Source organism: Porphyromonas somerae (assembly GCF_022845615.1).
Lineage (GTDB): Bacteria > Bacteroidota > Bacteroidia > Bacteroidales > Porphyromonadaceae > Porphyromonas_A > Porphyromonas_A somerae.
The window spans coordinates 1,651,713-1,673,621 of sequence record NZ_AP025559.1 but is presented as its reverse complement, the minus strand read 5'-3'; the positions used below and the strand labels follow the sequence as shown (position 1 = coordinate 1,673,621).

Below are 21,909 nucleotides of genomic sequence, written 5' to 3'. Positions count from 1 at the left end.
GTGTTACAGGATTTTGGCGCAGATGATGTAGACCTCCTTAAGGGGGCGATTATTCTCTCCAGTCTCTCTATTTTGTATTTTATCAATGGTCTTAAAGCCGTCCACCAGTTCGCCGAAGACCGTATATTCATTGTCCAGATGCGGGGTGCCCCCTTCCGTCATATATCGTTGCTTCACCTCAGCAGGCATCTCACCACGCTCCTCTGTTTCGTAAGCTTTCAGCTCCTTCTCAAGGTAAAATTCCCCAATCACGATATAAAACTCTATCGGGTCGCTCGCCTTGTCGGGATTCTCCTCATCCCCAATTCGAGCGGCTGCAAGTGCTCCCCTCTTGTGGTATAGCTGAGGGTATCTTATCTCCGCCGGTATCATCTCCGAGTGCCTTGCCTTGAGTGCTTCATATCTCTTTTTGTAGGGCTCCCGAGCATCCCCACCAGCTTGCACCATAAAATTTTTAATCACTCTATGGAAAAGGAGATTGTCGTAGGCCCCTTCCCTCACCAGAGCAAGGAAGTTGTCTCGATGGCGAGGCGTTTCATTGTAGAGTTTTACTGTGAACTTACCCACATTGGTCTTGAATTCCACTTGATACTCCTGCTCCTGTGCCATGGCACCGAGCGAAAATAGTAGCATGGTGAATAAAAGAAGTCGACGGAACATAGTCTACTGTTTTATAAGATTGGAAAGTAAAATAGCTGCACTAATAGATACATTGAGCGAGTCACTCACAGCAGAGGGAGCACTCGGTATGGTGAGACAAGTTGTGGCGATCTGTAGCAACTCCTCCGAAAGCCCTCTCCCCTCATTGCCCAGAAGTAGCACCGCCCGATCACTCTTCCCCACCGAGGCCTTGCGATAGTCCACCCCCTTCATTGCCGTTGCCATAATTATATCAAAGTGGAGGGGCAGATAATGGAGCAAATCCACCTCCTCGTGAATGGTCACATTCCCCAGAGCCCCCATACTAGCCTGCACCGTCTTAGTATTAAACGGGTCGGCACACCCCTTGCTGCAAAAGAGGTGCTGAATGCCTAGCCAGTCGCAAAGACGAATGATGGTGCCGAGGTTGCCAGGATCCTGAACCTCCTCAAGCGCCACTGCCAAACCTCGAACCTCCTCAGGGAGCACAGGCACTTCCGGGCGGTGAAATACCGCCATCAGCTCTTGCCTACTTTGGAGTGTCGATAGCTTCTTTAGTTCTTGTGGTGTGCAGAGCCGACAGCACTCTTCAGGGGCGTCAAAGGGTACCTCCTCGCCACAAAATAGCAACCACTTTAGCCTAAATTGTGGCAAAAGTAGCTCTACACTCTTCATCCCCTCCGCCACGAAAAGCCCCTCCTCCGCTCTGTACTTAGCATACTTGAGAGAGGCGATCACCTTCCGCTCACGCTCCGAGAGCCTTTTTACAGATTGGCACGACACCATACCAGTAGTGCTTTCATATCACAGAAGACCCTATCTGCCCCTTGCTCCCTCATGATGTACTCCCCAATCGGACCCGTCGTAACTGCCAGTACATAGGCACCTGCATCATGGCCACTCTTCACCCCAAGAGGGGCATTTTCAATCACGATAGTATGCTCAGGCTTCGCTCCAAATAGCTCCATTCCCATCAGATAAGGGTCGGGGTGGGGCTTCCCATTTCGCACACTCTCCGCCGTGATGATGTGGTCTTGATGGATATACTCCGCATAGTTTTTAGCGATCCGAGGGTAAGCATTCCCTTGCGTGCTCCCTGTTACCACTGCCATTTCCACCCCCTTCTCCTGAAAGTATTGCATCACCTCCCGTGTGTGCGGAATCAGTTTTAGCTCAAAGTCCTCTCCATTAAAGAGGGCCGTCTTACGCTGATAGATCTCCTGAATTAGTTCAGGGCTGGCCGATTTTTGGAACGTCCTCCGGTAGATCTTATCGATCGTATCTACCCCACGCATCCCCTCATAGAGGTAAAACTCGTCCTGCTCCGCCTCCATCCCATACTCGTCCGAAACCTGCTTCCAGCTTCGCACGTGATAGGGCATTGTATCAAACAACACCCCATCCATATCAAATAGCACCAGTTTTATCTCCCTACCTTCCATCTCTTAGCCTTGAAGTCCAAATAGTGAGATGCTTAGATGCTCTAGTAATCGCTGTATATAATAGCTTTTCTCGCTCCAAAATACTATTGTTGCGCATCATGTCATCATAATCTAGAAAAACCTCCCTGTAAGTAGAGCCCTGCGCCTTGTGAACCGTAAGGGCGTACCGATGCTTGAAGGCGACAAAGGCATTCCTTATCGCATAGAGGTCGCGCCAGTAAAAATCTTTGTTGATAGCCTTTCGGCGCAATGTCTCCATTAGGTCGGCAAATACAAATTCACTCTCCTCATGCAGAATCGGAAAGCTATCATTCACCACATAGTACTTTAGTCGAACCTTTTGTTTGCCTCCATTCTTATCCCATGGGATATCTATCTCCTCATCGCATACCTCTATATTCTCCACCAACACCTCTTGATTATTGGTATAGACGTATTTATAGGGATCTCCGAAGTCGTCCGTTTCCACCACCTCATAAGGGCGGTCAAAAATAATCGTTTCGCCTATTTCTATCTTACTGGGCTGGTGAAAAATCTCTTTCCTCACCTCCTCATTAAAGGCATTAACGCAGGCGTTGGTATACCCTAGATAGCGTATCCCCAAGTCGTCACGATGCCTCGCAAAGTGGCGGATAATCGCCGACCGATCCTTGGTATAAGAATAACCCAGACCCTCCGCATTCACATGGTCCTGAAAGTTATTTAGCTGGTAGATATCGTTGGAGAGAGGTATAATTGGGTTTTCAGCCGCCTGGCGTATGATCTCCTTCAGAGAAAGCCGGAAATAACCTTTGGTGAAAACTGGAGAGGTATCCTCATTCACAGGCGGTAGCTGCTTGATATCCCCTATGAAGATTACTTTGAGGTGGCGCTCCTCTTCTATTCGCTCTTCTACATATTGGAGTAGGTCAGCCCCGATCATTGATGCCTCATCCACCACCAAGATAGTGGCACCACCAAGCTTATTTTCCCTATTGCTTTTATCAGGAGTAAAGATCTCCGCACCACTCTTCTCGTCGATAGAATAACGAAGGCGAAGTGCCGAGTGGAGTGTGCAGTAGTCTGTGTAGGTCGCTTTGCTAGTAACTCCCTTCTCCCTAAGCACCTCCACCGCTTTATTGGTCGGGGCAGTCATGATCGCCTTGTAGCTTTTTCCCGTTGCCGCTTTAAGCTTCGATTGAAGCGCTTCGACGATCCAGGCAATCAAAGTGGTCTTACCAGTACCTGCCGATCCCTCAAGCAAAAGAGTGCTATGATCTGAAGCCGATAGATAGCTCACCGCTTCGGTAAGTACTTCACTCTGCTCCCCTGTCGGCTTCTTTGCACTCTCCCTCATAGCTGGTTACAGCACCCGGCCTCCCCCAATATAGGTGCGTCTGTAGTATGGTTCGTTGAGACTGCTGATGATCACACCCTGCTTGGTCGTCGCGTGCACAAATAGATCATTCTTTAGGTAGACCCCCACATGGCTCGCTCTACCACCGCGACGGTTATTGATATTGAAAAAGACCAAGTCCCCCTCATTCAAGTGACGCTTATCCACCCTCCGACTATTGGCCATCAGTGTGGCAGAAGAGTGACGCCCAAGGTCCTTATTATAGACCGCCTTATAGAGTTGCCAGACAAAGCCACTGCAGTCGGTCCCTTTCCTCGTGGTGCCTCCAAAGCGGTAGGGAGTCCCCTTCCACTCATCGGCAAAGCTGTAGAGCTCCAAATTATCCTCCGGTAGCTCAATGTTGATCTTTAGGTCTTTAGATAGTTCCGAGGCGAGCTCCTGTGTCTCCATTGGGTAGATCTCCCTCGAAATGGTGCCAGAGGGAAGAAGCACCCTCCTCACTGGCTCTCTATAAGTACGGCAGGAGGTGCTTCCCATCGCCATGATGAGTAGCACCGCCAACCATATTCTTAGCCACTTATGGCCTATGTGGTGATTCAAGATCACCCTCACACTCTGAGTTAAAGGGGGTTAAGCCTCAATAGAGACTTTAGACCTATCTCCCTTGTGAGTAGTAAAGACCACCTTGCCATCTACAAGAGCATAAAGTGTGTGGTCCTTACCCATTCCTACGTTAGTACCTGGGTGATGCTTTGTGCCACGCTGGCGAACGATGATATTGCCAGCCTTTACAAACTCACCGCCAAACTTCTTCACGCCAAGTCGTTTGCTTTCCGACTCGCGTCCGTTCTTAGAGCTACCTACACCTTTTTTATGTGCCATTTCTCTTTCCTTTCTTCCTTTGTGATTATCCTACAATCTCCTTCACGCTAAGCTGGGTAAACTGCTGTCTGTGACCGTTCAGCTTGCGATACCCTTTCCTACGCTTCTTGTGGAAAACAAGTACCTTCTTACCCTTTACTAGTGGGCGAATCACTTCGCAAACTACCTTAGCACCCTCCACTGTTGGAGCACCTACACGCACCTCACCATCTTGGTCGAGGAGCAGTACCTTTTCAAATTCTAGAGAATCACCCTCGGCAACATCCTTAATGTGATGCACAAATAGCCTCTGATCCTTCTCTACCTTGAATTGCTGTCCTTGAATCTCTACGATCCCGTACATAATCTAAAATCCGATTTTTATATGATACCCAGTGGGTGTGTGCCACCTTTCAGCACCGCTTACAAGACCCAACACGGAATAACTCCCGCAAAGGTACCAAAAAATAATTCCCCACACAAATATTTCTCGTCCCACACATTATATATATGTATAACCCCCAAGTGGCCGTTAGTGTAGAGATAAGGTTGTCTTTATAGTGCAGAGTCCTCATGGCAAGCATTGGTTATGAACTCTATTTGCGGCAGGTTAGAAGGAGCCTTGACCCTGTCGAGGGTGGAGCTAGGGTGATTAGGGGGGATCTGTGATAATCTATGATCGGCTGTTAGACATTTCTCGAATGATCGTGGCGATTCTTTTATCCCGGTATCTCGTTTGCGACGCGGATAATGTGCTTAAGCGCTTAAAATAGGTTAATACTTGTCGGGGGAGGGAGAGGTGGGGTGAAATGAGGGGGTTGTTGTATAGTGTTATAAACCAATGGGTTAGGAGGGTGGTGGTTGAGACCATATCTAAGCGATTGCTGAGACCGTATCTAAGCGATCGGCGAGTTGCAACTAAGCGATCGGTTTGTTGCAACTAAGCGATTGCTTTGTTGCATCTCAGTTGGAGTTCTTGTAGGGCGTTGAATTTCAGTGGGTTGTGAGGGGGTGCATGTGAAGCCCTATTTTGGGTGGGCTTTTCACTTTATTTTACAGATTCTTTGTAGGTGCCTTATCGGACAAGTCGGACGGGTCAGACGAGTCGGACGGGTCGGACCACTTTTAAGCTCTTATGAGTAAGTCACTTCGTACAACATTCTCTTTATGTCTATCTAGTGTTTGTCTGGGGTTAGCGGAGGGATTGCAGGAGCTGTTGGTAGGGGGGGATACCGGGTAGGGGGGTGGAGGGCTGTTTTTGGTACCCCACTTTGTAGAGGAGGGTTTGGCGCCCGTTGGAGAGGGCTATGTAGGGTACTTGTAGGGTGGTATTGTACTGGAAAGCTTGTTGGATCACTTTTTCGGAGAGTGGGATGTGTGGTGCCTTGTACTCCAGGATCATGAGGGGCTGTAGCTGTGGGGTGAAAACGACGGTATCGCATCGGCGCGAGAGTTTGCCTACGGTGATGGTGTACTCATTGGCGATGAGAGTGGAAGGGTAGTCAAGTTGGTGTGTGAGTAGGTGTACGACGGCTTGGCGTACCCTCTCTTCGGGGGTGAGAGGGACTTCTTTCTTCCGAATGGGATCGTATATCATCGTTTGCTCAGTGGGTGCCATTTCCTTATTCTTTTTATTTCATTATATTTGTGATCTATTGGGGGTGTGCCAGCCCTTTTCGGGTGGTGCCTCTCTTATAAATAATGTAGTTGTATGCCCTATAGTGACCAACCACAGACGGTATTGAGCCGTCTTTCTCCCGACCAAAAGCCTTCGCCTATCTATATCTTGATGGGTGAGGAGGAGTATTTTATCGACAAGATAGAGAAAAAAATTGTCTCTACCTACCTTCCGGAGGCGGAGGAGGGTGAGGATGAGTCGGGATGGGGTGGATTTGACTACTCACTTCTTTATGGCTCTAGCTGTGGAATGGACGAGCTTTTGGCTCACTGTCGGCGCTATCCTATGGGTAGTCAGTATCGGGTGGTGGTGTTGCGAGAGGCACAGGCTCTGCTTACGGCAGGAAGCCAACCGCCACTCTCTGCTTTGGTGAGCTTGGTGACGCACCCCAATCCTCATCTGATTTTGGTGGTGTCGATCAAGGGGGGAAAGCGACTGAATCGTGGTCATGCCTGGGTGAAGCAATTGGAGAAGTCGGCTCTTTTGGTGGAAAGTCCACGGATCAAGGACTATCGTTTGGAGCCCTATATTTCTCCTATGGCTGAGACCCATGGACTGCGGCTCAATCCTGCGGCTATTCAGATGGTGGCTAATCGGATGGGTGCCGACCTTCAGCGAATGGATAGCGAGTTGGAGAAGTTAGCTACTGCCTTACCTCTTGAGGCTAGGAGTGCGGTGACGGCGGAGATGGTACAGGCTTATACTGGTTGGTCTAAGGAGTATACGGTCTTTGACCTTCGGAAGGCATTGGCCTACCGGCAGGTGGGCGAGTCGATGCGGATTGCGCAAGCCTTGGGAAATGATGAAAAGCGGGCTCCGATACAAATGATCTTGCCGCAGCTATTTAATTACTTTGCCAATCTGCTGATTGCTTTTTATGCTCCAAATCGGCAAGATGAAGGGAGTGTGATGCGGGCATTGGGACTATCGAGTAAGTTCTTTGTGAAGGAGTATATGGCGGGGTTGCGCAACTACTCTGCGGTGAAGGTGGTGGATATCATCAAGTATCTCAGACGGTGCGATGCCCGTAGCAAGGGAATGTATGGAGATGAGGGGAGTAGTGAAGAGATATTGCCAGACTTGGTGCTATTTATATTGAATTGAGGGGAGATGGTACGATGAGAACTATTTATGGAGAATCACTTTGAAATATTTATAAATTGGAATAAGCTATGAGTACACATGTGAGTAAAGCGATGAAGGAGCACAAGCACCCTTTGGCCGACTTTGGTTATTGTCCGAAGTGTGGCAGTGACCAATTTAAGGTGGAGAATGCCAAGGCGAAGAGGTGTGGGGGATGCGGATTTACCTATTATTTTAATCCCTCTGCTGCATGCACCTGCTTCATAACCGACAAACTGAATCGGGTATTGGTGGCAGTGCGTGGTGCGGATCCTGCCAAGGGCACCTATGACTTGCCTGGAGGGTTTATTGACCCATATGAGACGGCAGAGGAGGGAATGGCACGTGAGATCAAGGAGGAGACACGAATCTCTGCCCTATCAGGGCTGAGGGGAGGTATTGTGGATCCATTGAGGTATCTTTTCTCACTTCCCAATATCTATCTTTATTCGGGTTTTGAGGTCCATACGGTGGATATGGTATTCCATATGGCGGTAGAGTCGTTGGATCCTTACATTGGTGTAGGGGGCGATGATGTGGCCGAACTGAAGGCGATCCCATTTAGTGAGCTGGACCCTGAGACGTTTGGACTGGACTCTATCCGCAAGGCGGTGGAGATGGTGAAGAGTGCCCGCTACTTCTAAGAGAGCGGGTACCTAATTGGACAAGTCAGACAAGTCGGACGAGTCGGACAGGTCGGACGTGGGTAGAAAAAAAAGCACCCTGTCGGGTGCTCTTTTGAGGGTGCCATATCGGAAGTGTCGGACAGGAGGGATGACTTTATTCGGTGTAATCGGGGTAGAGGAGATACTTGGAGCGGACCTTTTTGTAGGTGGCGAGGTCGCTTTGCCAGCTTTGGCGGATCTGGTCGGCGGTGAGGCCTCTTTGAATTTGCAGGCGGAGCTCTCCATTTCCAGCTAGGAGGTCGAAGAGCTTGGGGCGTGCAAAGAAGCGGATGCCGTGGGTTTGGCTCAGTTGGTACGCCTCAATGATGAGAGGAAGGTAGATGCCCTTTGGCCATTCTTGGGATTGAAGGGTGGGGCCGTAGCAACGCTTGCCACTATGCTTGGGCTTTGTGGCTCCCTTTGTGGGCTGCGGGGTGAAGGTGTGGTTGCCTAGGTGGCGATTGGGGTAACCAATTTGCTCAAAGGGGTGTGAGGTGCCACGCCCTTCGCTCCAGCTACTGGCCTCGAAATAACAGATGGTGGGGTAGCAGTGTATCGCTTTGTCGGAGCGGAGGTTGGGGCTTGGTGGAAGGGGTAGAGAGTAGGCTTGACCGTGTTGCCACCCTCTTACGGGGAGCACGGTGAGTTGTACTTGGACTTTGTTTTTGAGCCACCCTTCGCCATTGATCATCTGGGCTGCCTCGCCTAGGGTAAGCCCGTGGACAGCGGGGATCGGGAGTAGGCTGACGAAGGAGCGGTACTTCGTGAGCTTTCGGACGGGTCCATCAATGGTGTCGTGTGGATTGGGACGGTCGAGCACGAGGAGCGGAATCTGCTCTTCGGCACACGCCTCCATAAGGTAGGTGAGGGTGCTGATATAGGTGTAGAAGCGGACGCCTACATCTTGGAGGTCGAAGATCATTATGTCTATGCCTTTGAGGTCGCTTGGGGTGGGCTTCTTTTTTTGTCCGTAGAGGGAGATGACTGATAGCCCAGTGGCACTATCTTTGCCTGAATGGATGGTAGCTCCGGCATCGGCGGTGCCACGAAGTCCGTGCTCGGGGGTGAAGAGCTTGGTTACTTGAACGCCTTTGGCAAGAAGGGTATCGACGAGGTGGGTATGCTGGGGATTGGAGAGTATACTGGTGTGATTGACCGTGAGGGCTACTTTCTTGCCAGCTGTATAGGTAAGTATTTGCTCAATTTGATCGGCACCCACCTCTACTTGGGCTGAAGCAGGGTAGAATAGGAGGAGGGTTAGAAGCAATGATAGATGTAGGTGTATTGGTCTCATGCTGTATACTGTTATGAAAACTTGAAGATGACTACTTCGTAGGGGGCAAAGAGGTAGTGGAAGTGGCTACTGAGGCGTAGTCGCTCTTGGGTGACGCTTTTTTCGTAGTGGGCAAAACCGGCTGGGGTAAGGCTGGTGGTGGGTTCTGTGGAGGTATAGGAGAGTATCTCTACTGAGGTGAAGTTGCTATTTTTCCCCTTCAGTTTGATTTGGTAATGTAGGGGGTGACGGGTGACATTGACTGCCTTGAGGTAGTAGGCCTTTTTCTCTTTATCGGCGGTGAGTGAGGTAATCACATCGCTCTGGAGACTGTTATTGCTATCCCATCGGCAGAGGTTTTCGCCACGAAGCTGTGTGAAGTCGCAGAGGTATTGGTAGAAGAGGGTGGGGTGGAAGGTGCCAGACTTGGCCTCTATAATAGGGAATTGCTCCTCGAGATCGGTGGCAATGAGTGGGGTGAGACCGAGGGCTTGGAGGTAGGGGGTGCGTCGCTCTGCTAGGATCAAAAAGGCGGCACGCAGGGCTAGAGGTGGTAGAAAATAGCCCTTGGTGTAATCGGTGTCAAAGGTGGCTTCGCTCATCATCTGTGGGTAGAGTAGCTGGTCGCGCTGGGTGATGAGGGAGTCGATGTGGGCGAGGTTGTTGTAGGAGATTAGGGGTAGCACGAGATCGAAGGGATAGTCGCTATACTCTTTGTAGGGCGATCTATCTGCAGCACTGATGAGCTGTAGATTGGGGTAGATGGTATCGAGCTTATCTAGGAGCTGTGTCAATCGACGGTCGTATTCGGCACCTCCAAGTCCGTACCCAGGCTGTATGGCGACTTGATGCTGGGGGGCTTTGGCGATCAGCTGCTCAATGTAATCGATACGTTGGGGAAGTAGCTTGATATCCTCTATCCTCTGTATGGTGGATGGGTCGGAGAAGCCGAAATTAGCTACGATGATAGGAGTGCTATGGAGCGCATGGGCTAGCTGTAGTAGTTGTGGGTAGCCGAAATGGTGGGTATATTCATTTTGATTGAGTGTCCAAAGAGGAGCCAGTAGCTGTATGCTATCAAGGTACAGAGGGTAGTTGCCCGGGTAGAGTCCATTGGCGGTAGCTCCAGCGGGAAATCTTACAAAGCTGGGGTGAAGCTCGGAGAGTAGGGCGTAGAGATTTTCATCTAGTCCATATCGCTCTTTATACCCTACCTTTTGGAGCAAAAGATCGTCAATGGTGACGGTAGCACTGCTTTGGCTTGTCCAATAGCTGATGCTATCTCTTTGGACAAGGTAGGGCTCGCCCTCGGTGGCTTTGATCTCTAGAAATAGTGAGGGGGCGGCATCTGCTTGGGTTACCTTTAGCTGTCCGACTAATCTGCCACCATCGGAAGTGGGGATGAGGGTGAGGGGGGTGCTTAGTTGCTTCATCTCGGCATCAACGAGTGTGGCAATAATGGTGGCGGGTCGAGTACTTTGGGCAGTGAGGGTGAGGCGATAGCTCTCTCCAGGGGAAATCTCTACACCTCTGAGGTTTTGCCGAATGCCTACTAAGCTATCGGTGCTACTGACGTGCGCTAGTAGGTAATGCTGTGATTTATCGCCGGAGATGCCGATATTTTGACCAATCAATTCCCAACCAAAATGCTGTTCGGGTAGTGGGTAGGGCAGTCTGGAGCCATTGGGAGTGACGACTTCTCCCGTCGCTCTATCATATCCACATCCCTCTAGGTGGGAAGCCAATTCCCACCCTCCATTGAGGAGTAAGTTGTTGCTCAATAGGTCTTTGCCCCCGCGTCCAGGATCTAGGGTGACCCCAATAGGTAGCTCACCTCTATAGAGTGTGGGAAGGTCGGTATCGATTATAATGACCCCCACAAATGGTTGTCGCGACTCACAGCCTACCATAAGGAGTGTGAGGAGCGTGAGCAGAGCTGATATTTTCCTCGTACTTGGGTGCACCATATCGCCTCTACCGTATAAGCTGTGTACGGCAAGGAATTGCCACGGGGGTCCCCTCTACCATTACGCGTTGGTGGGGTGAGTAGCCCTTGAGTAGGCTTCTAGGTGATGCCACTTTGATCCCTGGTGTGGTGTAGGTATTGTACAGCACCTGTCGCATACGACTGACTTGGTTGGGTGTCCACTCGTCGCTGTGGCAGAAGTCGTAGTCCATTATATTGGTGGCTTCGAATCGTCCGCTCTGGCAGTCATTACGCATCAGCAACCCGATTATCTGCACTAAACTGGTGGTCCCCGAAGCAATGATATCTGCTCTACTTTCCTCGTACTGTTTTCGATTGTAACTTTGTGTGTCGGCACAATAGTCGGTATCATCGCAGCTATCTAGCACGAGGTTGCCATCGGAGCCTACCACCTCAGAGAAGGTGTGGTAGAGCCCGAGGTAGTGCCCTAGTTCGTGGGCTAAGGTGTTTTTCCCTAGGTCGGCTTTGAGAAAGGTCTCCTTCCAGGTACGCCACTCAAAACCATCGGAGTTGAGGGTGATACAGTGGTTGTAATTGGAGAATTGATCGAGGCCGCCATGCTCTTTGATGTACTGCTCTTCTTGGCTACCGAGTTGCTTTAGTCCCTCAATGGGTGCTGAGGAGAGGGCAAGGGGCATGTGTGAGATGCCCATCACTACTTGGTCTGCTCGCTCTTGGTGGCGGGTGAAGGGGAATACGTAGATGTTGATGTACTGCTTGATGGGCCACGCCATATCGTGGTAGCGACCACCAGCTTTGTCACTCATGACTACTTTCGGGTCGAGTGACCGCTCATCCATGGCAATGGCATTGATGCCGGCAGGGCTTTGTCGGGTGCCATCGGGCTTTTCATTGGCCAGCTTGAAGCGGATTTTGGTCTCAAGAGGGAGATGATAGACCTCTTGCTGGCCTTGCTGATATTTCCTTTTGATACCTCGGTAAATCTCATTGCCTACTTGACGAGGTTGCTGGCCAAAGAGTTGGTTGATATACTCTAAGACAACTTGGGCATCGGCACTATTAAGCACATACTTTCGGCGCAGGGTATCGGTATTATTCTTATCCGCCTCATTGTAAAATACGTGGAAGATAACAGGTATTTCGTAGAGGACGGTTTCAATATTGGTATCTCCACCCAACTGCTTGACCTTGACAGCAACGCTTTGGTTACTGGTGCTAAAGGTCAGTTGCCCTGTACGCTCTTTCCCTGTGAGGTTGGGTGTCACTTTAATGCCAACTACGGTACGGCTAATGCCTCCCATCTGACTATTGGTAGAGAGCCAAGAGGCATCGCTATTGACCTGCCACTCTTCGGGCGAACTGATCACTACCTGAAGGCTTTTTATGGTGGTATCGGTGGGGTTGCCATTGGCATCTGCAATCAGCTCCTCTAATGATGCCGACAGCTCTTTGATACTGGTCTCTTTGGCACAAGAGGAGAGGGCTATCGCCAAGAGTAGCAGTAAGGGGCTCAGCAGAAGTGGTAAACTGGCTCTTTTCATACGTCAGATGCTTTTATTATTTCATTGAATCCTCAATGATGAGCTGAATCTTATCGGGTGTGGCACTTTCAAGGGTGCCTAGTGGAGTTCCACGCTGGTGGAAGCGACGAATCATCTCCTCAGCCACTTCGGAGGCAATCTGACCCTCCTTCATTGAACTGGCAAGGCCAAGGCTATGGATAAACTTCTCTACCGCTTGCAGGGTAGCCTGGACGGTGGCATCGTTATCTAATCCACTTATGCCGAATACCCTTCGGCCCATTTGGATGATCTTATCCCGCTTCTCTGGTAGCATTACGCGCATTACGGAGGGTAGGAGCATCATGAGAGACGCACCGTGCGTTACCCCTGCAAGGGCGGTGAGCTCGTGTCCCAGTCGGTGGGTTAGCCAATCTTCTTCAACGCCCATTGCTAGGAAGTAATTAAGCCCAAAGGTAGCAGAGAGCATATACTCGCAAGCGGTATCGTAGTCGGTGTGATCTTGAATCAGGCGAGGGGCTATCTCTAGAATATTGAGTAGCAACCCTTCTGCCATTCGATCCATCACGCCACTCTGACCAGGAAAGGTGAGGTATTGCTCAAGGGTGTGCATAAAGGCATCGGCGATACCGCAAGCCACTTGGTGCTGGCTGAGGGTGTAGGTATAGGTGGGATCGAGTATGGAGAAAACAGGATGTTCCCCGACCATTGAGAACTTCTCTTGGGTGGCTCTATTGGAGATAACGGCACCTGGATTCATCTCTGACCCGGTGGCTGGTACGGTGAGGACGGTACCGAGTGGAAGGCACTCTCCCCTATAATAGGTGGTGACCATCTCCCAACAGTTCATAGGGGCTTTAACTCCCATCGCTATCGCTTTACTGGCATCTATCACTGACCCACCTCCTACGGCAAGGATAAATGTACACTTTTCGTCTCTCGCTGTGGCAATGGCTCGGTCGATGGTGGCAGCATCTGGATTGCTCTCTATGCCACCAAAGGGGATTATCTCGTAGGCCGTGAGCTGTGAGATGACTTGGTCATAGATGCCATTTTTGATGATACTGCCTCCACCATAAGTGAGGAGTATCTTGCTCCCTTGAGGGATCTGCTTACTTATCTCTTTGATGCTTCCTTGACCAAATATCAGTTTGGTGGGATTGCAAAATATAAAGTTCTTCATATCAATATCAACCTTTAGTTATGCTTTTCTATAGTGGGCTGTTGCAGAGAAACTGACCCCTTCGCCATCAAAATTGGGAATAGGAGGTGCCAGCTTTGTGATCGCTAATGTGGCACTGGTGAGGAGGGGAAATTCGGTGCCTAGTCTCTGGAGTATTCGATAGGTGAGTGTCTCAAGCAACTCGGTGGCTATCTCCATCTCCTGCTGAAGAATTTGGTAGACTTCGGCGTAGTTGATCCCTTTCTCTAGATCACCACTCTCCATCACCTCAGCAGCGGGAAAGTGTAGTGTGAGATTGACTTCAAAAGTGTTGCCTACACGCTTTTCATGGGGCAGTAACCCGTGGTAGGAGAAAAAGCTAAGCCCGCTAAGGGTAATGGTATGCTGCGAAGTGCTAAAGTTAGGACGTGCAATAGTCTCTTTATCTCGCTGTATCTCAAGGGAGTCTTTATGTACCAAGTGGTAAAGCTGCGAGAGTAGGTCTTGGGGTATTTGATACTCTTCGGCAGTGGCTTGTAGCTCTTGTAGTCGTCGCTGATACTGCTCTTCTTGGAGAGGACTTAAGCTAAGCTCTTGCTTCACCTTGGCGATCTCCTTGGAGAGAAAGCGACGATAAGCAAAGCGATCAATGAGCTGATGGTCAGTGGTGGTAAACTGGTCTCTAAGTAGCTCCAGCTGTGCTGTGTTGGAGGGGGTGGTGGTTCGGAGCAATTCCGCCAACTCGTCGGGAGTGAGTTGCTGAGCTGGGTCGGTAAGAGCTTTGGTAGGGGTGATATGGCTCTCAAGCATCAGCCCATCATACTGTAGGAGGTAGGCGGTTTGGAGAAGCTTTGGAAGATAGGCTTTGTCTCCTGCGATGTGGCTTGGGTCAAGATAGATGGGGATATTTGGTGCCACCTGACGCACTTCGGATATCAATTCCCAAAGCGGGGTGTTGCGAAGCGAGGAGTGGGTGCCGATGTCAAAGCCCCGATGTATCAATGCTACCTTCTTGCACCCTGCGTCAAGCAGGCGAAGAAGTGCCCCTAGCCATAGGCCTAGGGAGGGAGAAAGTGGATTCTTAAGAAGGACAGGTAGGTCACAGCCCTTTAGTGCCTCTGCTATCTCCTGAATGGCAAAGGGACTGGCTGTGGTGCGTGCCCCAATCCATACAAAATCGATGCCGTGCTTAAGTGCCTGCTCTACATGATGGGAGTTGCCTACTTCTGTGCCAATGAGCATCCCATACTTCTCGCGTACTTCGGTAAGCCAAGACAGCCCCTTTTCGCCTACTCCCTCAAACTGTCCCGGGCAGGTACGAGGTTTCCAAATACCAGCTCTGAATAGCTTCACCCCATGGCGGCTTAGTGCCTCTGCAGTGGCGAGCACTTGCTCCTGTGACTCCGCACTGCATGGTCCCGCAATCAGTTGAGGGGTATTCTCTGTGGTCCATTCTTTTGGCCAGAGAGGTTCGGCAGCGAAGTGAAGCAGGTCACTCATCTTCATGGCTCGGGTGCATTATTTTGATGGCTTCTAAAACTATCTTGGTAGTCTCTGCGAGAGAGGCGTAGACCTCTGCTCCAGCAGCATTGAGGTGACCTCCGCCATTGAAAAACTTCTTGGCAAACTGATTGACCGGGAAGCTTCCCTTGGAGCGAAGTGATATTTTGGTGTACTTAGACTGCTCGTGGAGAAAAATGGAGAAGAGGATCTCCTTAGCAGCAAGTGGCTCATTGACCAATCCTTCGGTATCTCCTACTTGGTATTCAAACATCCGCTTGTCCTTTTGGCTCATCGTGATGATCGCCGTATGGTATTGCGGATAGAAGTTGAGATTATTATCCAGCAAGTGGGCGGAGAGGCGTATCTTATCTATTGAGTAACTACGATTAATGTAGCTAGAGATTCTGTCTTTCTCTAGGCCACAATTGAGTAGCTCAGAAATGGTTGTGTAGAGCTTTGGGTCTTGAGAATTGTAACTAAAGCCACCTGTATCCGTTACCATTCCTGTATAGAGACATTCGGCCATGGATTGATCGATATACTCCTTGTAACCAAGGGCTTCTATTATCTCAAAAAGGAGTAAGCAGGTAGCTGGCTTCTCGGGGTAAGAAAAGCAGAGATCTACATCACTAGTGGGGTGCAGGTGGTGGTCTATCATCACCTTATAAGCGGAAGCGCTAGCTAGAGCACTCTCCAATTGCTCCACTCGCTTTAGCTCATTGAAGTCCATGAGAAAAATAACTTCCGCCTCTTGGAGGGCTTGGATAGCTTCCTCGGGTTGGTGCTTAGCGATGATCGCTTTATCAGCCCCCTTTAGAAATCCAAAGCTAGGGGGAAAGTCGGTGGGGTGTACCACCTTTGTAGTATGCCCCAGCTTTTCAAGAAGTAGCGAGAGGGCAAGGGTGGAGCCGAGAGAATCTCCGTCGGGAGATACGTGTCCTATCAGAGTGATCTGCTTAGGAGTTTGTAGCTGGCTTTTGAGTTGGTTTAGCTCCTCTTCCTTGAACTTTATTGTTGTTGGCTCCATTTCTTCTCCTTCTTTTATTGTTTTGAGGTCTTTGTTGGGACCCTCCTTTTCGGTTTCGATTGTTATTCCTCTCTCGTCTTTGATTGCGAGGCTTGTCGTTTGGTTTCTCTTGCTCTTCGGATAGCGTAACGAATCCTTCTGGCAGGCTGTTTCGCTGTACATTGTACCCTAAGAACTTTTCAATATCTATAAAGCGACCTTTATCTCGTTGATTGACAATGGTGATGGCAGCTCCACCTAGATTGGTCCCTCTAGAGGTACGACCGATGCGGTGTACATAGTCCTCAGGGTCGGAAGGGACATCGTAATTGACAATTAGTTGGATATCATCCACGTCAATTCCTCGAGAGAGGATGTCCGTAGCTACAATGATCTCTATATGTCCATTCTTGAAGTCGTTCATCACTTCATTACGCTCCGATTGGTCTAGGTCGGAGTGCATCTGTGCCACCTTGTAGCCATTGCTACGAAGTAGTCGGTAGGCCTCTTTGACACGATCCTTAGAGCCAAAGAAGACGATGGACTTAGTCACCTCTCTCTCCTTAAATATCTGTGTGAGAAGTGCCAGCTTTTCATCCTCTTTGCAGAAGTAGACACTTTGGTCAATCGACTCTGGTGGACGAGAGATAGCAATATTTATCTCTACTGCATTCTTAGTAATCTCCTTGGCAAGTCGGCGTATCTTATCAGGCATTGTCGCCGAAAACATCACCGTCTGTACATCTTTGGGGAGTAACTTGTAGACCTCCACGATATCATCGAAGAAGCCCATATCAAGCATTCGGTCGGCCTCATCAAGCACAAAGAAGCTAACACGTGAGAGATCTACAGTGTTGAGATTGATATGTGAAAGCAGGCGCCCTGGAGTGGCGACAATAATATCTGACCCCATACGCAAAGCCCGCTTCTGCTGCTCCCACTCAATGCCACCAGTACCGCCATAGATAGGTACTGCACTCACCCCACTAACGAAGTAAGAAAAGGCATCAATCTGTCGGTCGATCTGCTGTGCGAGCTCTCTCGTAGGTGCCATAATGACGGCATTGACATACTCCTCGGGATACTCACCCGACGCCAGTTCGCTTAGAATTGGTAGCACAAAGGCAGCGGTCTTTCCCGTACCTGTCTGAGCACACGAAATCACGTCTTGCCCCTCAAGTATATGGGGAATAGAGGCCTCTTGGACTGGCGATGGATGATTGAAACCCATCGCATCTAGCCCATCCAATACCGTTGGATGAAGTCCAAAGGAGTAAAAATCATCGTGCTCTGGTATATTATCTCTGTCTATATTCATTTCTTCTCTAATTCATTGATTATATCTAGCCACTCTTGGCTTCCCCTCTTGGCGATAATAGCACTATCTATTGCTACCTTGAGGCTATCTGCAGCCGCATTCACTAGCCATACCTGCTGTAGCTCAAAGCCAATGCCTTTGGAGCTTTGTAGCGTGCTATCTACTGCCACAATCGCATCGGCTAGGTTTTTATCGCAGATGAGGTAGTCGATTTCTCCCTTAGAGAGCTTTGTGGCCAATTGCATCGTGGGTAGCTCGCTCCTCTCTATTGATAGGCTTGGGTAGTTGAGCTCCGCTAGGTTCTCTACGATTGTGATGGCAGCCTGATCTTCCTGCGATACCCATACCGTGACCGGCTCCTCTCCAGTAAAGTCTGCCTCCCAATTGGTGTTACTCGCCTTGTGGAGTAGATTGAAGCTAGAGGTGTAAAGCCATTCAGTAGGCGTTGTGCCCTCTATTTTATTTGCCATAGAGAGAGGCATAGTGGTAGCATAAAGCTGCACCTCCCCTTTTTTTAACTTTTCTATTGCCTCGCCCCTAGTGGCAAAAGGCACTATTTCATATTCCCTTTGCGGTAAAACTAGCTCCAAAAGCTTCTTGGCACGCCCTGTTATTTCCCCAAGAGAGTCTACTCTAAGCCCATCAGGTGAAAGGTCGACAGCCACTTTGACAACCGTTGAAGTGGGCTGATCCGTCTGTCGTTGAGCTCTACGTGTGGTAAAAACCCACATGAGGAGGGCTGCGGCTAAAATGGCAAAGCCATTGGCAATGGTCACGCGCTTGGACTTAGAGAGTTGAGACATCGTATCCTTATTGCTTAGTTTCTTAAATCAACTGCGACGCCCATCCTCAATACTGGTGGGTAAAGCGGGTAGTTGGGCATCGTGAAGTGACTTGGCTTGAAGAGTAGAGCCCCTACATTGTAGTACTTTACGAAAAAGCGAGCCCTCTTGAGGTGGGCATTGACGTAAGCATTGAGTAGAGGGGCTTCACCACCAATCTTAATATCTTCTTGCGGTCTAAATTGCTGGGTACTTGGCTCATAGTAAGGTGCGTAGTAGGCGGTATGCCACTTAGCATCTGCCCCTACCTGTAGAGTCATCACCTTAGCTATTAGGAATTTAAGATAAAAGTTGGAGTAGACGGAGACCATAGGGAGAGGGGTGATGTCATGGTGGCTACTACTCTGCCAAATAACGCTATTCTCCCAGTTAAGTATCTTCCAGCTGAGGTTTTGATCCAGTCCAACTGAGATGACCCTCGAATTCAATTCCGTCTGCACTGGTATGCCCTTCATATCAGGGGCAATAGGGTTTTGAAGCGTCTCAAAATTGGCAAAGATACGGCTCTTGGTAAAAGGAATATTCATTGAGCCTCCCACTCTGAGCAATTGTATCATCTTGAGCGACCTATCCCACTCGTGGAGACTTGCTTTGAACTTCCTAAGGTAGTAAGAGGGTTGGATATTTTGGAAGTCAACATTTGCCGAGACCGTCACTGTATGTCCCAGTAGAGGAATGTGGGTGTTCAATTGACCACTCACCTCCACCTCACCAGCTTGTGCTCCGATGAGGGCTACCTGCCCCCACGCATAGTAGTCGAAGTACTTAAAGGAGTTACTGCTGATGCGACCACCAACAGATAGACTGTTTTCGGTCGCTTCGTTTTTCTCCACCTCATCTATTTCCAGACGCTGAGCATCGGCCCAATTCATAAGTGGCTGAGAGTATTTACGGTAGTCATGAGCCACAAAGGCAGCGATGCCCATTTTTGCCCACTTCTTAAAGCCCTCCAATACTTCCACACCTACAGTGTTACTGATATAGAGTGTAGAGAAGGAGTCATTGGGGAAGTATCGTGCTCCTGCCGGCCGAGGAATGACCGGATTGGGGTACTCCTTTTCAAAAGCAGGGTCAAGAGAGACCCACTCTCTTCTACCCTTCTCTAGCTGAAAGTCGTGAAATATGGCAGCAACAGGCACAAATACCCGATTGGCCTTTTCAGCCTCCGCCTCTTCCTCCTCGTCCGTTGGTGCTTCTGCCTGCCCAGAAGATTTTCCCAACCGTCGTCTTCCTTGCTGCTGTGGAGGGGTTGTCGTGAGGGTATCTACTGGCAACTCCAATGGTGCGGGCATAAGACTATCCGTGGGTAGGCTACTTGCTGTTTCGGTTGACGGTAGGTCGGTCGGTGCTTCGGGCAAAGTGGCTTCTGGTTCCATTTCAGCGTCCTTACTATCTAGCCTATTGCCCTCCTTATCCTGATAGTAGCCAAATCGATACTTGTGGTGAAAGCGACCAGAGCCATACACCATCCTATTCCACGTGGATTTATAGCGTGTAGGGATATCCTTGGGGAGTAGCGTACGCCGCCCATCCATAAAGTCATCGGGATTGGTCACGTACCTCATATCTGTGATACCTCCACTCTCCTGATTGGTGGCATTGGTATTGCCCATTGATGCGTAGGCTTGGTATCGGTCGCCCCGATAGTAGGAGAATACCCGATAGGTAAAGTTTTTACTGCTTGTTTGGGCATAATAACCATTGGCATAGTCAATATCAATATCGCCACCCAAGCTCCACTCCTTGCCGAGGTTGGAAGAAAAGGTGAAGGTGAAGTTTTGCTCCTTATTCTCATTATTCCCCACGGTGAGGTACTTCAAAAAGGTGTAGGGCGTCTTTGTGTCGTACCATTGCATCCGTTGCTTATTACGGAATAGATGCCCATAGGGCTGGGTAAAGAAAAACTGCCCCCACCGATTGATAGGGCGATCAAAGTAGATTTTTGATTGATAAGGCGAGGCATAGGTGCCGGCATAAGCCTCTGCCACGCTAAGCCCCTCAATATATGCACGACTATGGTAATTGAGCATCATCGTATCTACCGATGCACTCTGCAAGTCTCCTGTACGTGGTGTAAGGTAAAAGGAAAAGAGACTATTCAGGCGATCCCTATCCGAGTCATCATAGTCATCTTTCTTCTCTTTTCGCTCACGCAGTTGCTTGTCCATATCTATCTGTGCATAGGATTCTATGCCAAATAGAGATAGGAGTAGGGCGAGAAGAAGTATTTGGTACCGTGGCTTCATCTCCATTCCTTGTGATTAAACGTAAGTGGGCGAGCAACTTTTGGTAAGTCGGCTACCACAGCCCCGTTCTTGACTACCTCAGTGCCATTAACAAAGGTTGAAACGACACTATGCTCAAAGGTGTGCCCCTCGAGTGGGCTCCAACCACACTTGCTAGCAATATTGTTCTTTGAGACCGTCCAAGGCTTATTAAGATCAACCAGTACCAAGTCTGCAAAGTACCCTTCACGGATATATCCACGCTGCTCCACCTCAAATAGGTCGGCTGGGTTGTGGCACATACACTGAACCACTCGCTCTATACTGAATACCCCTTGGTCAGCTAGCTCCAGCATCATCAGCAGTGAGTGCTGTACCAGTGGACCTCCTGAGGCTGCGGTAAGTGCACCGCCCTCCTTTTCGGAGAGTAGGTGTGGAGCATGGTCGGTGGCAATGATATTAAGCTTGCCACACCTTACGGCCTCTCTTAGGGACTCTCTATCTTGAAGGGTTTTGACGGCCGGGTTCCACTTGATGCGGGTGCCCAGTCGTTCGTAGTCTTGATCCGTAAACCAAAGGTGATGAACACATACTTCTCCCGTGATGTGCTGGCTCTCGTCTAGTAGCTCCAGCTCTTTAGCCGTGCTTAGGTGGAGGATATGTAGCTTCGCTCCAGCCTCCTTGGCTAGTTGGCTTGCCTTTAGGCTACTTTCGTAGCACGCTTCTGCACTCCTAATAACGGGGTGCCACTTTACCTCTGGGTCGTTGCCCACTTCGGCAATCACCTTGGCCTTATTCCGCTGAATCACCTCCTCACTTTCGCAGTGAGTGGCGATCAGAAGAGGAGAATCTCTAAAGATAGCTCTCAGGGCATCGTCATGGTCCACCAGCATATTACCCGTTGAGGCACCCATAAATACCTTCACCCCAGGCGTGTATTTCCTATCTATCTGTGTGAGGAGAGGGGCATTGTCATTCGTAGCACCGAAGTAAAAAGAATAGTTGGCAAAGGAGCTTTTCTTCGCGATCTCCATCTTGTCCTTCCACGCCTCTAGGGTGATGGTTTGTGGCATCGTATTGGGCATCTCCATAAAACTGGTCACACCACCAAGAATAGCAGCACGACTTTCTGAGGCGATATCCCCTTTGTGGGTGAGCCCCGGCTCACGGAAGTGAACCTGATCGTCAATCACCCCTGGCAGGCAGAGAAGTCCCTTTGCCTCAATTACCCTATCGGCAGTTGGTAGCTCGTCCCCGCTTGTGTAGATGCGAGCTATCTGCTCACCTTCGATCAGTATAGAAGCATTCTCTAGTCTCTTCCCCTCGTTGATTATATTCGCTCCTTTGATTAATATAGACATGGTCTCTC

Annotated in this window: 20 protein-coding genes; 2 read left to right on the top strand and 18 right to left on the bottom strand. The window is 49.7% G+C overall.

Annotation, left to right across the window (positions count from 1 at the left end; genetic code table 11):
• Positions 1-3 precede the first annotated feature (3 nt).
• The 8 genes from MWL85_RS07225 to MWL85_RS07190 all read right to left on the bottom strand — a co-directional run bounded on the left by MWL85_RS07225 (position 4) and on the right by MWL85_RS07190 (position 5,896).
• Positions 4-660: a peptidylprolyl isomerase gene (locus MWL85_RS07225; RefSeq protein WP_244400219.1), complete on the bottom strand. Its 657-nt coding sequence runs from the start codon at positions 658-660 to the stop codon at positions 4-6.
• A 3-nt stretch (positions 661-663) separates the two neighbouring features.
• Complete coding sequence (locus tag MWL85_RS07220) at positions 664-1,425, bottom strand: RNA methyltransferase (protein WP_244400218.1); 762 nt, start codon at positions 1,423-1,425, stop codon at positions 664-666.
• Positions 1,404-2,081, bottom strand: coding sequence for an inorganic diphosphatase (locus MWL85_RS07215; protein WP_244400217.1), 678 nt, complete (start codon positions 2,079-2,081; stop codon positions 1,404-1,406). Before MWL85_RS07215 ends, MWL85_RS07220 begins: the two co-directional genes overlap by 22 nt.
• Positions 2,071-3,417, bottom strand: coding sequence for an ATP-dependent DNA helicase (locus MWL85_RS07210; RefSeq protein ID WP_244400216.1), 1,347 nt, complete (start codon positions 3,415-3,417; stop codon positions 2,071-2,073). The genes MWL85_RS07215 and MWL85_RS07210 overlap by 11 nt, the downstream gene beginning before the upstream one ends.
• Before the next feature lie 6 nt (positions 3,418-3,423).
• Positions 3,424-4,029 carry a C40 family peptidase gene (locus MWL85_RS07205; RefSeq protein ID WP_244400215.1) on the bottom strand — a complete coding sequence of 202 codons (606 nt, stop codon included), beginning with the start codon at positions 4,027-4,029 and terminating at the stop codon, positions 3,424-3,426.
• Positions 4,030-4,047: 18 nt separating this feature from the next.
• Positions 4,048-4,299, bottom strand: coding sequence for a 50S ribosomal protein L27 (gene rpmA / locus MWL85_RS07200; RefSeq protein ID WP_018027722.1), 252 nt, complete (start codon positions 4,297-4,299; stop codon positions 4,048-4,050).
• A gap of 25 nt (positions 4,300-4,324) precedes the next feature.
• Positions 4,325-4,642, bottom strand: a complete 318-nt coding sequence (rplU, locus tag MWL85_RS07195) for a 50S ribosomal protein L21 (RefSeq protein WP_018027723.1) — start codon at positions 4,640-4,642, stop codon at positions 4,325-4,327.
• Between the two features lie 828 nt (positions 4,643-5,470).
• A complete protein-coding gene (locus MWL85_RS07190) occupies positions 5,471-5,896 on the bottom strand; it encodes a type I restriction enzyme HsdR N-terminal domain-containing protein (protein WP_244400214.1) in 426 nt (141 codons plus the stop codon).
• Positions 5,897-5,989: 93 nt separating this feature from the next.
• Between MWL85_RS07190 and holA the strand changes: the two genes are divergently transcribed.
• Together holA and MWL85_RS07180 are read left to right on the top strand one after the other, a co-directional pair.
• Positions 5,990-7,060: a DNA polymerase III subunit delta gene (holA, locus tag MWL85_RS07185; protein ID WP_244400213.1), complete on the top strand. Its 1,071-nt coding sequence runs from the start codon at positions 5,990-5,992 to the stop codon at positions 7,058-7,060.
• Between the two features lie 68 nt (positions 7,061-7,128).
• The gene (locus tag MWL85_RS07180) at positions 7,129-7,722 is read left to right on the top strand and encodes an NUDIX hydrolase (RefSeq protein WP_021903786.1); all 594 of its coding nucleotides are present in this window, start codon (positions 7,129-7,131) and stop codon (positions 7,720-7,722) included.
• 136 nt (positions 7,723-7,858) lie between these two features.
• On the opposite strand, the gene MWL85_RS07175 is transcribed toward MWL85_RS07180, so the two are convergent.
• From MWL85_RS07175 to MWL85_RS07130, 10 genes are read right to left on the bottom strand one after another with little or no spacing between them, the layout of a single operon-like run.
• Entirely contained in the window at positions 7,859-9,037 is a 1,179-nt protein-coding gene (locus MWL85_RS07175; RefSeq protein ID WP_244400212.1) for an exo-beta-N-acetylmuramidase NamZ family protein, read from the bottom strand.
• 11 nt (positions 9,038-9,048) lie between these two features.
• Positions 9,049-10,983: a hypothetical protein gene (locus tag MWL85_RS07170; RefSeq protein ID WP_244400211.1), complete on the bottom strand. Its 1,935-nt coding sequence runs from the start codon at positions 10,981-10,983 to the stop codon at positions 9,049-9,051.
• Positions 10,984-10,990: 7 nt separating this feature from the next.
• Positions 10,991-12,505 carry a zinc-dependent metalloproteinase lipoprotein gene (locus MWL85_RS07165; RefSeq protein ID WP_244400210.1) on the bottom strand — a complete coding sequence of 505 codons (1,515 nt, stop codon included), beginning with the start codon at positions 12,503-12,505 and terminating at the stop codon, positions 10,991-10,993.
• A gap of 16 nt (positions 12,506-12,521) precedes the next feature.
• A complete protein-coding gene (locus tag MWL85_RS07160; protein ID WP_244400209.1) occupies positions 12,522-13,667 on the bottom strand; it encodes an iron-containing alcohol dehydrogenase in 1,146 nt (381 codons plus the stop codon).
• An 18-nt stretch (positions 13,668-13,685) separates the two neighbouring features.
• Positions 13,686-15,146 (bottom strand): dihydroneopterin aldolase, encoded by a 1,461-nt coding sequence (gene folB / locus MWL85_RS07155; protein WP_244400208.1) that lies wholly within the window; start codon positions 15,144-15,146, stop codon positions 13,686-13,688.
• Positions 15,139-16,176, bottom strand: a complete 1,038-nt coding sequence (locus MWL85_RS07150; RefSeq protein WP_244400207.1) for a DHH family phosphoesterase — start codon at positions 16,174-16,176, stop codon at positions 15,139-15,141. Before MWL85_RS07150 ends, folB begins: the two co-directional genes overlap by 8 nt.
• The gene (locus MWL85_RS07145; protein WP_244400206.1) at positions 16,106-17,473 is read right to left on the bottom strand and encodes a DEAD/DEAH box helicase; all 1,368 of its coding nucleotides are present in this window, start codon (positions 17,471-17,473) and stop codon (positions 16,106-16,108) included. Before MWL85_RS07145 ends, MWL85_RS07150 begins: the two co-directional genes overlap by 71 nt.
• Positions 17,470-18,276: a type 2 periplasmic-binding domain-containing protein gene (locus MWL85_RS07140; RefSeq protein WP_244400205.1), complete on the bottom strand. Its 807-nt coding sequence runs from the start codon at positions 18,274-18,276 to the stop codon at positions 17,470-17,472. Before MWL85_RS07140 ends, MWL85_RS07145 begins: the two co-directional genes overlap by 4 nt.
• Before the next feature lie 14 nt (positions 18,277-18,290).
• Positions 18,291-20,567, bottom strand: a complete 2,277-nt coding sequence (locus MWL85_RS07135) for a putative porin (RefSeq protein ID WP_244400204.1) — start codon at positions 20,565-20,567, stop codon at positions 18,291-18,293.
• Positions 20,558-21,901, bottom strand: coding sequence for a dihydroorotase (locus tag MWL85_RS07130; protein WP_244400203.1), 1,344 nt, complete (start codon positions 21,899-21,901; stop codon positions 20,558-20,560). The genes MWL85_RS07135 and MWL85_RS07130 overlap by 10 nt, the downstream gene beginning before the upstream one ends.
• Positions 21,902-21,909 lie beyond the last annotated feature (8 nt).